Origin of the sequence: Okeania hirsuta, assembly GCF_003838195.1 — a bacterium.
Classification (GTDB): Bacteria; Cyanobacteriota; Cyanobacteriia; order Cyanobacteriales; family Microcoleaceae; genus Okeania; species Okeania hirsuta.
The window spans coordinates 1-15,017 of sequence record NZ_RCBY01000021.1 but is presented as its reverse complement, the minus strand read 5'-3'; the positions used below and the strand labels follow the sequence as shown (position 1 = coordinate 15,017).

Genomic DNA, 15,017 nt, shown 5'->3' with positions numbered 1-15,017 from the left:
TCCACCGCGATTAGGGGAAACCCATTTATTAATGTACTTTTGACCATCACCACAGTAGTCTACACACATGATAGCAATTCCCAAAGTTATGAGGTACAGTTGTTTTTCTTCTTTATCTATTCCCTGTTCCCTGTTCCCTGTTCCCTCAAACCTAAAATTTTGTACCTCACCAGTATGGGAATTGCTATATTAAAATTGCTGTAAGATGAATTCAAAAGTTCCCAAAATTAATGCTTCCGGTGTTGGGTAGTAGAGTACACCCTTCTGTTGTATAGTCCATTTCAAACGAAAGCAAAACTCTTGCCAAGATACATAACCGTTACCGTCAACATCTAACAAATTGCTAATCATCTCCCTTTGTTTTCCTGTGACATGAACACCTGTGAAAATATCATCAAGAAAATGATTGATGGGTATCTCTTCCATTGTTTCAGGAATCTCTGGGTTTTGCCAAAATATGCTAGGTTTTGAAGTCAGTTCCTCTATACTTTCATGAGACGGCGAATTAATTTTTTCTGACAACTTTTTCCATCGTTGTTTGAGACTAACGATCAGTGGGTGTTCATCAGGAACATCGCTGTCTGAGGTAATAATTTTCAGCATAGACGATGAAATACATCCTCCGCTATATTCGTATAATTGCGCTAACCCAGTAATAGTATTATAGTCAAAGCTTTGTCCGCGAATTAAGTGATCATCAATTTTTTCTTCCATCTTTTTGCATAAGTTTTCATCCCATCCGGTTTTTTCTGGTTCGCCGAATCGTTCAATCATAGCTTGACGTAGCATTTCGGCATTGGCAAAATCGCTGATTCTTACAGTCTGCTTGACACCAATCATACTAGCAACGGCACCCATTTTATCTCCCATGAATCCATGCCATCCACCGAACACGAGATCGAAAGCTTCCTTACCATAAACTTCCTGGTCCCTAGGGACAGGTTCTTTTGATGCAATTGTATGTACTTTGCGCGCAGCTTTAATAATGGCTGGCAGGTTGTATGTACGAGTTACAAATTTATTGCCAAGCCTAGCTAGATTTGTTAATGTAATACTTGAGCATGAATGACCCAAAGCTGCTCCAGCCTTGCAAACAGCACTCCATATCCCATCAGCACCATTTGCCAATGCTTCTAAAACCGTTGACTCTGCCAAACCAAAACCACAATGTACATGAACAAGTAGCTTACCATTTGACCAATTTGCCGAAATCATGGTTTCACGAATAATGCTAGTCAGTTTGCTTACAGTTTCTGGCAGCAAAAAACCCGTTGGTTCCTCTATCATCAGTCCAAAGGGACGCCGATCGCTAGGCAGATTACCCAAAGCTTCAACGAGATGGAGCGCTCTGGTTAAACCCTCTGTATCAGTTTCAAAATTTGCGAAATCTCTCAAATTTACAAGGAGACGTGGAGGAAGTTTTTGTTCGCCCCGTGGCATCAAATTTTTATTACCCCACTCCACTTGGTTTAAAATAAATTGGTTAAGATCGAACTGCTGATAATTGATGGCAGGACTACATAAATCTATTTCGATAATCGCATTACTCATCTTATGATCGTTGACCATTTCCAACAATCCATCTGCTGGCTCATCAATGGGAACTCCATATTTATCTAAAGCACTGTAAGCTTCGCTAAATCCCCACATATTATCTAAAGTTCCACCCAGATCGATCCAATGTTTAGGAATTTGGTCATCAACATTTCTGTTAGAACCATAAGTGCCAAGAATCACTTCATTTAGTTCAGTTTCAGCAATAGATTTTAAGATATTTATTTTGTCTTCAAGGACATGACCACGAGCAGTTCCCACAGTGGTTTCACGAACAGAATTATCTAGAACAAAGATTTCTAGTTCTTGTAGGGTTTTAAGTTCCTGATCTGCTTCACTGCTTGCCCTGTCGATTATACTTTTGAATTTGTTCATTTTTCTATCACCCTCTAAATTTTTTTTACTATAATATCAAATCTGGATAATTACTATACTCAAGTCATTGCGACTGGAACGGAGTGGAAGGAAGCAATCTCCGCGCATCCTTGAGATTGCTTCCTATCGTCGCAATGACGACTGTTCAATTGGATTTTATATAACAAGCGCATTAGCAATAATATACACAGGACTTACGCATAACCAGCATATCTAGTAGGGGGCGATTTCCTCCGGAATGCTGCGCAAACGCGAATCGCCCCTACAGATGGTGTATGACTTAATATTTTGCGTAAGTCCTGATACATTTAGTCGCTACGCCGCTTCCACAAACTGACCAAGGATACCACATACTGAAACTTACGAGCGTGTTCCCGAATTAGGAAGGGCATATCCTGCGTGTCGAGCAACTCAAAATCTTGGTTTAGCTCTCCTTGCAATACAGTCAAGGAATCCTCACCATCATGTCCGCCCAGCCAAGCATCCCGTGGAGTGAAACGCTCATCCCAGGTAAACGGTGTGGCTAGCACCAGTAGTCCACCTGGCCGTACTAGACCGCGTGCGCCACACAACCGACCGAGAAATCCTCTAGGACTAGGTAGACGACAAATAAGATTAGCCGCTAACACCACATCAAACCCAACGAGTTCGGGGGGCAACCCACAGGCATCGGCACGGCGAAAATTCACTATACGGCGATCCAAGTCTTCTGGCAAGCAAACTTCAGCTTGGCTGGTGTTTTCCCCCTCATCCCGACGACTATAAGCTAGTCTGCCTTTGCGACGTAGGGTTTCGGCTGCTTCAATAAAGGTGACACTGAGGTCGATCCCTAACACTGACTCGCATCCCCGGGCTAACTCGAAGGTTGAGCCACCAACGGAGCAGCCAACATCTATTGCCCGATCCTTCTTGATTCCCAGGCGATCGGCTGTCTCCAAGGTTAGTTGAGCAATACGCTGGGGAAATCCCACGGCATTCTTGGGGCCGAAATTGTATGGCATTACTTCATCAGCAAACTCATAATGCAGCATCAGGTTTTCTGCCAAAATTTTCTCACCTTCATAGGCTTTAACTCCATTGCTTTGGCTACTAATCAGTACCGCATCGCAGCTTGCGTCACCATCATCAGATCGCACAAGCCTGAATCCTGCGTGCTGGAAGAAGTGACGCCGGAAGTGAAACCTTGCCCACTGGGTGGCTTCATCTCCAGTGCTGATAAAAGAGCCACCAAGAATCATCTTATGTTCGCCATCGAAGCAAGGGGTACTAAAGTCATCATAGATCCGGTGAACGCGGAACCCTTCTAAGGGATTGAAGTCATCCTCACACCAATGCCAGACATTGCCGAAGACATCGTAAAATCCAGCTTCGTTAGCTGGTAAAGCATTCACTGGAGTTTCCGAACCCCAAGTTAAATTCAAATTAACTGGCGGGTTGCCCCTACGCAAGCAATGATGTTCGGCTTCCGTTAAAAGTCTGTAGGGTGCAGGGCTGTTATCCTGCTCAGTCTTCCAGGCACAGTAGGCTTTCGCTTCATACCAGTTGACACCAACAGGCCAAGACCAAGGCATCTCTACCACCTCAAATATTGTCCGCAGTCGGTATTGGTGCAGTCCTGCTGGTCCATCAGCAACCCAGAAAGTAGGCCATTTAGTATTGCGATTTTGCCTCCAAGCCCAGCCCTCTTCTGTCCAGTATTTCGATTCCTGGTATCCGCCTGCAACAACAAATTCGTAGAATTCACGATTAGTAACTAAGTATTGACTGGCTTGAAAACTCCGAACCCTTACCTGCCGTGAACCATACTCGTTGTCCCAACCAAAATAGGGTTCTCTCCAAGGCTTACCCAAGGTGACAGTTTTGCTGGAAATGGCGATTAACTCGTTCTCAACGGTATGACTCTCTGCAAATGCTGAAGGATGCAGGTTTGGCCATGCTTCTGGACGACGCAAAACCGACAGTGGTAACTCTCGTAGCAAGACACTGGAGGTTTCGATGTGGATGCGTTCGTGTTCAAATCCTAGGAATAGTGCCCATGCGGGATTGTCCATCGCAATCGGTGGATGGCTGTCTTCCAGGTCGGGCAGGGTTTCAATCAATTCCCGGATAATTTTGTAGGTGCTGCGTCTGTATTCAACAACTTCACGAACTGACGGCCAATCCATTTCATTCTTGGACATATCGTCCCAGGACATCTCATCAACACCTGTTTCAAACAATTGCTCGAAGTATGGATTAATCGACTCGTGGATGAGTCCAGCTAGCCGAAGCTTATTGATGTAGAGTACGGCAGGGTGGCATAGATAGAATATTAGAGGATGACGAAGTTGGTGGTAGGGTGGATCGAGGAATGCCTGTTCTCCTTGTAGTGCTGACAACAAAACTTCGGTCATTAGCCAGCCATTATCAAAGTAGTCCAGAACTTCGCGGCGCGTGCAGGTGGCTAGATTTGGGATCGGCAATGCTTTTAGGACTTCTGTAGGTCGCAGCCCAGTCCACCACCAATCTGGACAAGGGTCAATCAGGGGATCTGTTTGATCTTTCTCCCCTTTCTGCTCAGGAGAGAAGAGTGTAGTTAGATCTAGATTTGGATTACGTGTTAAAGTCATTATACTTAGTCTTTGATAATAATATGAATTATTATCAAACAATTGAATCAAATTATAGGCGATCGCTGTCCTTAGCCAGATTATCAGTTAATGAAACACGATACAAGCAAAGGAGATGGGTGATTGGGTGATGAGGAAATTTCTAATACCGTTTCACGGAAGTTAAAAGTCATGCATCAAGTGCTAATTGGTGAGGTTCCTATTTCCTGCGGAAACGCTCCGCGAACAGAATGTAAGACGCATATCTGACAGTCAAAAGTAAGATTTTATAGGCTTAAGAGTTTGATGCTACAGTAATTTCAGGCAATTATTTCACATAGGGGGTTTGAAACTATTTGTGACATCTTTAAAGTGAATTGGTATAACTAGCACAATTTTTGGCGTTGCATTATCAAGGGATGATTTTGATATCTGACCAAAAATTTGCTCTTAGTTTATTAACAGTTTCAGATGCGTGCAAATTTAATCATCATCCCGCAACTATGCAACGCCCAATTTTTTGTATTTCATATTACCCAAATGATGGTTTGAACTTAGGAGTCTAGCTTCCTGTTTGACAGTAGACGAATGATATCAAGTCCGGTAGCATTGGTATTGTAAGGTAAGGGTAAGGAAGAAGGCTTTAGTTATCTAGGAGAGAAGGCTTAAAAGCTGGAAAAAACTTAAATTTCCTGTAGATATTCACCCTAACTTTTACACAAACGATACCAGTGGACATGATATGACCGCAGTCTGCAACTTATCTTCAATAGCAGACTTAATATCAAATCTGCTTAATTTGGTATAAAAATAATGTTCTATCTTCAGCTTCTTTATAAGAAGAGGTAATTATTAATTATTAATTGTTAATTATTAATTGTTGAAACCGATGCTACCGAATTTGATATAATTTCGGTGGAAATTCCACCTAATTACACAAATATCCAAATTGACAGCAGCATTAAAGTCTCTGTCAGCTTGGAAGCCACATTCTGTACATTCAAATTAGAAGATTACAGAAAGAGGCGATCGCCATCAAATATGAATAAATTCATTGTACGGCGATCGCTATCCTCACCAATATTAATCTGGTATGGTCATCAAAGAGACAACTTAAGCCTCATTTTTGACAAAGAACAATGCGGTACGGGGACCGATTTCAATTCCACCACGATTAGGAGAACCCCACTTGTTAATATACTTCTGACCGTCACCGCCATAGTCTACACACATTTCAAAGTCGTACTGTAGTTCGTTGTAACAACCAACTCCTAAACCAGGCATTTTAGCAGCACTGACATCAAATGTTTCACCAGCTTTATTAATAATGGTTAAACCCTTATCTCCACGCTCGATCAAGAGTAAATTAGGACTGTCCGCACTGTCAGCAATTTCGTTACCATTGCGATAATATTGAGATTCTCCCATCATTTGTTGGTGAAATTTTGTGCCAGCAACAATTGTAGGGTCGAAAGCATCAAAAGTTAAAATCAAAGGCGTTCCTTCTTTTCTCCCTAAAACGTAAGCTGTTGCTAAAACTAAATCGTTCTTGTCAAATTTCCAATTATCAAACTGTCCTATTGCCCAAGTATCGTGGTTCCGAGCAAAGGTAACCGCATTGTCTCCAGGTACAGCACGCTGAGTATCTACTGGATTAATTAAAGAGCGTAAGTCTCCCCCGTAAGTAAAAGCACTTTTCAAGGTATTAACCAGTTGAAAATCTGTTACTTTGGGAAACACTGGAATATATTTCATGCTCTCGTCAAAGTTGCGACCGATCGCTTCACCATAATAAAACTTATCTTCAGGGATAATTTCGACTATCTTTTCCAAATCCTCAACAGAAATGTGTTTGACAGCATCAAAGCGGAAACCATCGATGCCAAGATCCATCAATTTTTGCATATACTCATGCTGTTTCTGTTGCACATAAGGTAAGTCTGTCCTCAAATCTGGCAATCCTTCCTTGTCATTGGGACTGCATAACCAATCATTTTCAACTTCGTAGGAATTATTATAGTTGGCGATACATTTTGCCTCGTGGAAATATTCTTTTTTTGGGTAGAGCGGATATGCTTCAGGGAAAGGTGCAACATCTTTATAAAAACGATAATTAGCCATGTGATTAAAAACTACATCGGCAATAATTTTAATTCCCCGTTCGTGAGCAGCGTCAATCAAATCCTTTAAATCTTGCTCACTTCCTAGATTTCCTTCGAGAACATAATCATAAGGCTGATACTGAAAGTACCAGTATTTGTCTGATGTACAGGCATCATCTTCCCGTGATGGTGTTTGATTGGGAGGAGAAATTTGAATATAGTTATATCCTGCTGCTTTAATTTCTGGCAGTTCTGCTGTGACATTGGCAAAACATTCATCGAAAGCGTGGTAGATAACATCTGCTTTGGCAGGAGCAGCATTGGATGTCAGTCCAATAATTACTGCCAGGAAGCAGGTACAAACCCACGTTATTAGAAAACTGAAAGCCAAACGATTTTTTGTGTCCATAAATACGATTCCTGTTTCTACTTTATAGGTAATATCATGTTCCGATCATAAGTGATAAAAAAGTTTTTGTCTGTAGTAGAGATTTAGCCAATTAAATATCCATCTTTTTGCTCAAACCCTACTATGCAGCTCTAATTATAAATATTCAACCAGATATGATATAGCAAAATGATATAACAAATTGTCTGAATTTAAGGCTATTTATAATGAGACATCTCTAGAAAATAAACAAGCCTTTGTAACCTGTTGTCAAGGACAGCAATAGAGTTATCAAATATATTAGGTGGATTTTGTAGATTTAGAGAACTAATTTTTTATTTTGCTAAATAAGCAATTCGATTCAAGAAACGATTCAACCTTGTTCTCGTTAACTTGACTTCTGATTCGGATTCGCCCATCAATAATCCAATTTGCTGACCTTGCATAATATTTAATGAAGGAAAATGGTCCTTTTCAAACAAAAGAATATTTAAGGAACCACCATATTTAAAACAACCTATGCGATCGCCTTTTTTCACTTCAACACCATTTGTACTATCAGTAATATTCTTGAATGCTTCCTCAAATATCACTGAAGCAATAGTATTCAATCCTACAGGAATCATGCCAACACAACCATAATTGGCTGTTTCGATCACCAAATATCCCCGCCGAAAATGTTCAAAGACGCTGTAGCTATATCCATAACCAACATTATCATCGTTCAACAAACCCGGAAAATTATTGATGCCGAAATATTCTCCAGCTACATCTTCATTAGATTCTACAACCTTGCCAGATACAGGTGCATGGTAGTAGTGATAAGTATCAGGCATAAGAATACAAGAAACTGCAGTTCCTCCCAGGAAGCGATCGGCATAACTGGAATTATTCAACAGCTCTTTCACATTCAAAAATACTGTTTTGACAGCAATTTTTGTTTCCAATGTTAAGTCGTCAACAATCATATTGATGACACTATCTGCTGGAGCTACCACAACAGAATCATCATCTGGTGCAGTAATGGGTCTTGACTTGCTTTCTGTGTTGAGTTCCCTGGCAAAAAATTCATTAAAATTAGTAAATCCTTGATGTGCGGTTCCCGGTGCCGGACAAGAAAACTCAGAACAAACTGCATCTGCACCACCCAGTTCATTTATCCATTGGTCAATGAGGTCTGTGCTGTCAGTAGAATCAAGATAATCACCGCGCAAATCTACAAATTGTTTGGTCATTTCATAACCTTTACCTTTGGTGACAAAAGCCAAACCGTATTCATTCTTATAATATAGCCAACTAAATTTTTGGATATAATCCAACCCTTCTGGTACTCCCGGTAGCCACTCGTACCATTCTTCAAAGAAAGCGCATAGGGTATCTATTGTTGCCCCTTGCCAGTCCTTTTTAACGCTTTCATCTATACCTTCGGGAATTGGTTTGACATTTTCTACTGCTGCATCAAAAAAGGTTTTAAACCCAGTATCATCAGTATTGTACCAAGTTCTGATTTGGTTGATAAATGGTTGAATGTCTTCTTTGTTTGGTAGTGACATGATATTCTCCTTAAGTTAATTTCCTGAAAGTTGAGAAAGTTTTGAGGATGGCTGCAAATACAGCCATCTCTCGCAAAAAATAGCGTCGAGAGGTAGCAAAAAGCATTATTCTGACTAACTCCAATCAACAATATTGTTTGATCTACCATTGGTAGATTTTTCTTGTCAATAGGGGCGATCGTACTGTGGTATTGAGCATAGCGATCGCCTCTTTCCAAATATTAGGGAAGTAATCAAATCAAAGTGGGCTATTTTGCCCACCATGACTTCCCTAAAAGCAAAAGGGTGCGTTCTAACAAACACACCTGACCTAACTAAACACCCAATATGGCTGGATTAGCCCGAACTTCGTTAACCACCTCTCGCACGATGTCAAATAACTCAGCCACGATGTACTCGACAAAGGGCTTACCGTCCACATCTCTCTGTAATCCAAGGGTCCATAATGACCGAGCGCATTACCACGATCTTGTCGCCAGTTCCAGTACTGGAAGTAGGATCGGGAAGATTCGGGTCAGTCTCCGTCAAGCGTCCGAGGTAATCATTGAAAAATACCTCGCCGTAGGTGTCGCTGTAGAAGGATGTCGAACTAACAAGAATCTTATAGTTGTAGATGTCACGATCATCTGCCTTCAAACTGATGCGATCGTAGATCATCTCATTAAACGCATTCAACTTGTCCAGATTCGTTTCCACCGGGCCACCTGGGTTTAGCTTATAGTTGAAGGCATAAGTGAGGATATTCAAATCTGACCCCTCCTCGCGCAGAGTTGCCAGATCCGTACCCATGGCATCGTTGAGGATTGATTGAGGGGTTTTGCCAGACAGCTTGCTCAGAAAAGACTTGACTGCCTCTTCTTTACTTAGGGTTGAGTCAGACCAATGAGGCGTTGGCTCCACAGTGAAATCTGGGTCCTGATCGCTCATCTCCACTAACTTCCAATGGAAGATTTTACAGTTGTACGCCGTCAGGGTCATCAGTTTACCGTAACCATGAGGTGTGAGGGGGATAGCCGCATGGCTGAGATATACCCCTGCTGCTGCTGCCCCTGGCTTCGAGCCTTCAATACCATAGTCTCCCAGAGACAATTTGGGATCTGTCTCGCCGGGAGCATTGTTGATATAGGGGGCGCCAAAGGCGATCAGAGTCCGCATCGTCATATTGCGATAACACAAAGCCCCCGCTGGATAAGGCAAGTAACCAGTTTTGTGGGGATCGATCGTAATTGTATCCGTCTTACCCAGTTGCCCATATTGAGCCATAACGTAGTCGCTGACGGCTCTCGGGACGTTGGTTTCATCGACACCGATCAGCGAAGCAAAATAACCACCCCAAGCACAATCCGCATGCACCACAAAGTCCACATCATTATCTTTACGATAGTTGTTCCGCAGATCCAAAATCTTCACCAGCTCATCCACTGTGCCCTCTTCCGTGCTGCCAAACACCGCAACCACCGCAATAATGGGGTGCTGCTTCCCGTCCCCTAAAGTTTCTGAAATAGAGTTGTCGCTAAATAGATAGAAAAAATCGCTCAAATTAAGACACAGTAGTAATTCCATACGTTTTGCACTGGAAATTGCTAAAATCCTTACATGATAAGGGTTTAGCAGTTTTTTATAGTTATAAAGCGACAAGTCTAGTAACTATATCTTGAGATTTAGGGTTTATCGAACATCAACTAATGTAACTATTTGTTGAGTTGAACCTAAAACTGGGCGAATCTTTCTCCCATTGCGCTTCAGAGGCTCGATCATGGATTGAACCTTAGCCGCAAACAGGTAGGGACGAATTTGAGTGTTATCAGGAATTTCCTCGAAAGCAAAATACAAAGTGACAGGCAAATTGTGAATTGCTTGACCAGTAATATAACCAACTAGATCGTGCTCAAAGCTGTGGAAAGCATTTTTCCAGGAGTGTTGCTTAGGCATACTCAAGTCAGGAAGATTATTCTTAGCACTTACCCAGTGCCAAGTACCACCATGTTCGTGGTCTATCATATACTTAAACCAATAAGCATAGGTAGTGGGCAAGTATTTAGCGTAAGAAGGATCGCGCAAACTGAAGGTAGCAGCAGTTTGATCCAACTCAGCTAAAATCCACCATTCTTTATCAGTTTCTAACTGACCATATTGATTGATTCGACGACCCCAAGTTCCATCTTCTAGGAAAGCTTCTTCAAAAATTAAAGGTACTTTTTCTTGAGCAAAAGCAGTGAGTTCGTAATGTCCAGTTAATTTACCGATTTCATAGATCAACCATAAGGTTTTAATGGAGTGACCAAAATCTGTATGATCTGTTCCTAACCTTTGTTTGCTTGGATCGGTAATTGCTCCAAAGAAAATATTGTTGTCTGGTGTATAAAACTGCTCGCTCATAATTGTAGCTAGATGCACCAAGTCATCTTCCCATTGGGAGCGGAGGGGTTTGCCATTAAAAGTTTCAGGCAATGTGGGAGTGAGCAACAACATATAACCATAAACTTGGTCAAGTTGAGCTACTAATTCCCGTTGATCCTTACTAACTTTTTGTTCGTTACCATATTCATCAACGTAATCTACATAATCCTCATGTGCCCATGCAAGTAAATCCCATTCTGCATCGTAATAGGTCTCAAAGATATAGTCTTTGAGGGCAACGATATCTTCTAATACATCGGGGTCACGGGTAAGATAGTAGTAGAATCCTAGACCAGCAACAGCATAAGCCATATCTTGACTGATCCTGCGATCTTTACTTGGTAGGCCAACTCCATCTTCAAAGTAGGTGTAAGCACCACCTTCTGGGGCTAAACCATATTCGCGTAGATAATCTACTCCATCTTTAGCCCATTGTAGGTATTCGCTCTTTCCGGTTAGATGGTAAGCAACGCCATAAGCAAAGATTTGTCTTGATTTTGCCCTGATGTACTCTCGATCGAGCTTGACGATACCCGAATCAGCATTTTCAAGTTCTGGACAGGGATTTCTCCAACTGTACAAAGACCCGTCATTGCATCGATAAGTCGGGTAATTGCCAACGGGATCGCCCAGTGCTTCGTCCATTGTCCAAAATGGGAGCAAGTCTTCTTCCAAATGTTGCAGCCAACGTTCGCCTGTGGGAACATCGGCAATAATTCCATCAATATTATCAACAGGATATTGATGAGTTGAGGACACTAATGCTAAAGCTGGTTGAACGCTGGATACAAACAGAAGTGTAAAACTCAGGAATATACTGGCTGCCATCTTAAATAGACGATGGCGAGTTAGGTTGAACATAAGAACTATTGTCTGTTTTGAAGGTGAACAATTCAACTTTCTTGAAGGCCATAGCAATCAAATAATATTCATTAGACATCTCCAGAAAAGAGGCAGTAGGCAGCTTTGCTGTAGGCAGTAGGGAACCCACCCCTCGCCCCTCCCCCTCCTGGGAGGGGAAATAATTGATAATTTATGTGTGAGAATTGATTTTATTTGGGATTTTTGGAGATGCCCATTAGTTGCTTGCACTTATTGCCTTTACTCAAAATACTATCACGTCTTTTGTTCTTGTCAACAATTTATTTTTTATTAAAAATCAGAGATTTTAGTTGACAAATAATCACCAATAGCTTATATATGAAACAACTATTCTGAAGGAGATGTAGGAATTTAAGAGGACGGCGATCGCCTTAAAACTAAATGATTCAGAATTGTGCTTGATCGCTCTCCTTAACAAGATTAATTAATCAGTTACACTTGATAACAAGGTAGAATTAGCTTGGACTTCAGCTACTACTTCTAAAGTAGTGCAGTAGATCTTTGAGGCAAGTGTATCCGATTCTCACTTGCAGTATGCTAAATAACTGGTATGTTCTTTAGGCACAAGTTCCTTAGTTAGCTATTGATTAAACGTTGCCAGGGTCATTACCGAAACAATATGCAAAAAGTCTATATAGCAGTCGAAGCAAAGATTAGGACATATTAAAAGCTTAAAACTCAGATAACGCAAGATTTTTCCTTCTTGCTTCTTCCTTCTTCCTTCCTTCTTCTGCTATATCTTTTTCACGCCTATGTCTATTGAGAAATCACTGTATCTTCCCGAAACGCTAGGTTCTGAATCCGCTCGTCAGAGGCAGGGGGGGCGTCCGCTTGGCTAAAGGCGCTGTCTGCCGTAGGAAAAACTTGATGGAAGTATTCCGCCAGTGAGTCCTGCTCAGTGCCGAAAGGAGAGAAGTCAGCAACGCCATCGAAAGGTTCTGCTATTGCTTCATCTCTCACCCCGTTTTTGTTGAGGTCTTCTTCCGGTTCAAAATCTCCATCGCCATCGCTATCTGGCTCGCCCAAGAGATCGACACGGTCGAACAAAACTGGATCGGCATTCAAAAAACTGGGGAAAGGATAGCTGTCGCCACCGTCAGCGAGATAGCCAAGAGTAATCGCCCGGAAGGTGCGACTGGGGTCGCCAACCAGTTCGCCATTTTCAGCAACAACATCAGATTCGCCATCACCAGAGACTACTAAAGAGATAACGCGATCGCCAGCATGACGTTCTGGATCGAAGCTAAATTTCAGACCACCGACTTGAGGAAACTGACCGGGGGTTGCACCGGGAGCTGTCTCTGCAACCCCATGTTCGAGTGTCTGTAAGAGTTGTTCTGCCGTGAGAGTAATCAGGGTGAGTCCGTCGTTGAAGCGGAGAGAATTATTGATGTCGAGTTCCGAAACCTCTCCCTCTGCTTTGCCTGCCTCCGGATTTGCTTCTGGGGGCAACAGTTCAAAGTCATTGGGGTCGGTGCTGCCACTCGCTGCATTGATGATGCCGATGTTGGAACGGATGCTACCCCCATGCTTCAAAGCTATACGCGTCTTGGGATTTACCGTTTTGGCGTATGCCAGATCGGCATCGGAAGTCAGATTGCCTAGATTGGTTTCTTGAGTGCGGACATAGGAGCGATCGCCTCGTAGGAAAACCGTCGTGTTGCCAAAAATGTTGCCATCCTGGGTAGCAATGACTCCATTGAGGGCATCAACGATTTCCACTATTTCCGGAACTGGCGTGCCACCAGTGGCGGAAACCCCCTCTTCGTCAGTGGCATAAGCTCCACTGATGCTAGGATCGATGCTACTGGGTATGAGGATACCTTCGGCATCGAAGTCTACCACCAGGCGACCCACATAAGTATAGTTTGCTTTCGTGTTGACTACAGCGATTGGGTTTCCGTCCGCATCAGTTTTGAGAATAGGATAAGGACCAGCGCTGGTATCTCCAGTGCGGAGGCGGTCTGTTTCATCAGAGAGCAACGTATGAGAACCGCCCGCAACGAGGATATCCACATCTCGGAGGCGGGGTGCAAGTTCGTCGCGCTCGATATTCAACTGTTGCATATGGGACAAAAGAATTACTTTGTTGATGCCCGTTGCTGTCAGCTCGTCTACAGCAGCCTGAATATCAGCAGCCAGGGCGTCGTAGTCCGTATCATTTTCAGGGAGTACAGTTACGTTGCCGGAGGAAGAGATTACAGGTAACAATGGTGTAGTTGCACCGACGATGCCGAACTTTTCACCACCAACAGTAGCGATCGCCGTTCCAGCTAATTCTCCTGCTGCCAGCGTGCTAATTTCTTGTCCGTTTTCCGTCACCCGGTCTGCCAAGTCGGGGTCTGTACCAAAATTTAAGTTCGCGCTCAGATAAGGAAACAACGCCCCACGGTATTCGCCGGAAGGTTGAATGATATCGCTCACTTCCTTGGTGCCCAAATCGAAATCGTGATTGCCAAAAGTGGAGGCTTGAACGCCCAATTGGTTGAGGATTTCGATATCAGCGTGACCAATACCAGCTTTACCTACAGGGGTGTCACTCATGGTCGGGTCGCCGCTTGCAAACAGGAACGGACTGGGGATGTAGTTATCTCCAGAGGAAAGGAAAAGCGTATTGGGGTAGTCCTCTTTGAGAGCATTGAGGACGGCTGAAAAACGAGGGGCGTCTTGCAGAGCTTCCAGGCCAGCTTCAAAATCGGAAGCATGGAGAAGTTGCAGGGTGAAGGTTGTAGCCTCAGACTCAGCAGCAGTGCTGGTGGGAGCTAGTTCGGATTTGCTAAACCAGTCAAGCCCTTTGAAGAAGTCGAATAGGTTCCATGCTGTCGCCGGGGGGACAGCAACACTAAAAAAGAAAGTAGTGGTTATTGCGATCGCCACTACCTTCTTCCACAGATGCTGCCAAATACGATTGAAAATCATTAAGAAAAACCTCTAAATAACAACATTAACTCTGGACGAAATGTCCATAGGTTTAGTTTTTTTGCGATGGCCTCTGGTTAGGAAGCGTTCAGCTCCGCTGGTGCCGGAGGCAATCGCCCTATTGCAGGACCTAAACTCAGTCAATGGGTCAGGAAACTACCAAACCATCTGAAAGATTCAAATCGAAAATCTATGTTGGAGCAATCCTAATGCAGATTGATTACATTAATGTATCGTGAATTGTTTGGCTAAAATT

Annotated in this window: 7 protein-coding genes and 1 pseudogene; all 8 read right to left on the bottom strand. The window is 42.8% G+C overall.

Translation table 11 applies throughout. From position 1 onward, the window contains the following. Positions 1-189: 189 nt before the first annotated feature. The 8 genes and pseudogenes from D5R40_RS05845 to D5R40_RS05815 all read right to left on the bottom strand — a co-directional run bounded on the left by D5R40_RS05845 (position 190) and on the right by D5R40_RS05815 (position 14,761). On the bottom strand, positions 190-1,929 hold the full coding sequence (locus tag D5R40_RS05845) for a hypothetical protein (protein WP_124145402.1): 1,740 nt from the start codon (positions 1,927-1,929) through the stop codon (positions 190-192). A 308-nt stretch (positions 1,930-2,237) separates the two neighbouring features. Continuing rightward, complete coding sequence (gene ovoA, locus D5R40_RS05840; protein ID WP_124154354.1) at positions 2,238-4,538, bottom strand: 5-histidylcysteine sulfoxide synthase; 2,301 nt, start codon at positions 4,536-4,538, stop codon at positions 2,238-2,240. 852 nt (positions 4,539-5,390) lie between these two features. Further along, positions 5,391-5,519, bottom strand: a pseudogene (locus D5R40_RS42450) (hypothetical protein); the annotation flags it as partial. Between the two features lie 111 nt (positions 5,520-5,630). After that, positions 5,631-7,028, bottom strand: coding sequence for an alpha-amylase family glycosyl hydrolase (locus D5R40_RS05835; RefSeq protein WP_124154353.1), 1,398 nt, complete (start codon positions 7,026-7,028; stop codon positions 5,631-5,633). A gap of 314 nt (positions 7,029-7,342) precedes the next feature. Further along, positions 7,343-8,560, bottom strand: coding sequence for a phosphatidylserine decarboxylase (locus tag D5R40_RS05830; protein ID WP_124154352.1), 1,218 nt, complete (start codon positions 8,558-8,560; stop codon positions 7,343-7,345). 408 nt (positions 8,561-8,968) lie between these two features. Beyond that, positions 8,969-10,123, bottom strand: coding sequence for a hypothetical protein (locus tag D5R40_RS05825; protein WP_124154351.1), 1,155 nt, complete (start codon positions 10,121-10,123; stop codon positions 8,969-8,971). Between the two features lie 105 nt (positions 10,124-10,228). Further along, positions 10,229-11,821 carry an AGE family epimerase/isomerase gene (locus D5R40_RS05820; RefSeq protein WP_205127396.1) on the bottom strand — a complete coding sequence of 531 codons (1,593 nt, stop codon included), beginning with the start codon at positions 11,819-11,821 and terminating at the stop codon, positions 10,229-10,231. A gap of 777 nt (positions 11,822-12,598) precedes the next feature. Continuing rightward, a complete protein-coding gene (locus D5R40_RS05815; RefSeq protein ID WP_124145408.1) occupies positions 12,599-14,761 on the bottom strand; it encodes a bifunctional metallophosphatase/5'-nucleotidase in 2,163 nt (720 codons plus the stop codon). Positions 14,762-15,017 lie beyond the last annotated feature (256 nt).

What these genes read in the sequence shown, in the direction of transcription:
- D5R40_RS05845 (WP_124145402.1), bottom strand. Translation starts at nt 1,929, where the DNA reads ATGAACAAATTCAAAAGTATAATCGACAGGGCAAGCAGTGAAGCAGAT.
- D5R40_RS05820 (WP_205127396.1), bottom strand. Translation starts at nt 11,821, where the DNA reads ATGTTCAACCTAACTCGCCATCGTCTATTTAAGATGGCAGCCAGTATA.
- ovoA (WP_124154354.1), bottom strand. Translation starts at nt 4,538, where the DNA reads ATGACTTTAACACGTAATCCAAATCTAGATCTAACTACACTCTTCTCT.
- D5R40_RS05830 (WP_124154352.1), bottom strand. Translation starts at nt 8,560, where the DNA reads ATGTCACTACCAAACAAAGAAGACATTCAACCATTTATCAACCAAATC.
- D5R40_RS05835 (WP_124154353.1), bottom strand. Translation starts at nt 7,028, where the DNA reads ATGGACACAAAAAATCGTTTGGCTTTCAGTTTTCTAATAACGTGGGTT.
- D5R40_RS05815 (WP_124145408.1), bottom strand. Translation starts at nt 14,761, where the DNA reads ATGATTTTCAATCGTATTTGGCAGCATCTGTGGAAGAAGGTAGTGGCG.
- D5R40_RS05825 (WP_124154351.1), bottom strand. Translation starts at nt 10,123, where the DNA reads ATGGAATTACTACTGTGTCTTAATTTGAGCGATTTTTTCTATCTATTT.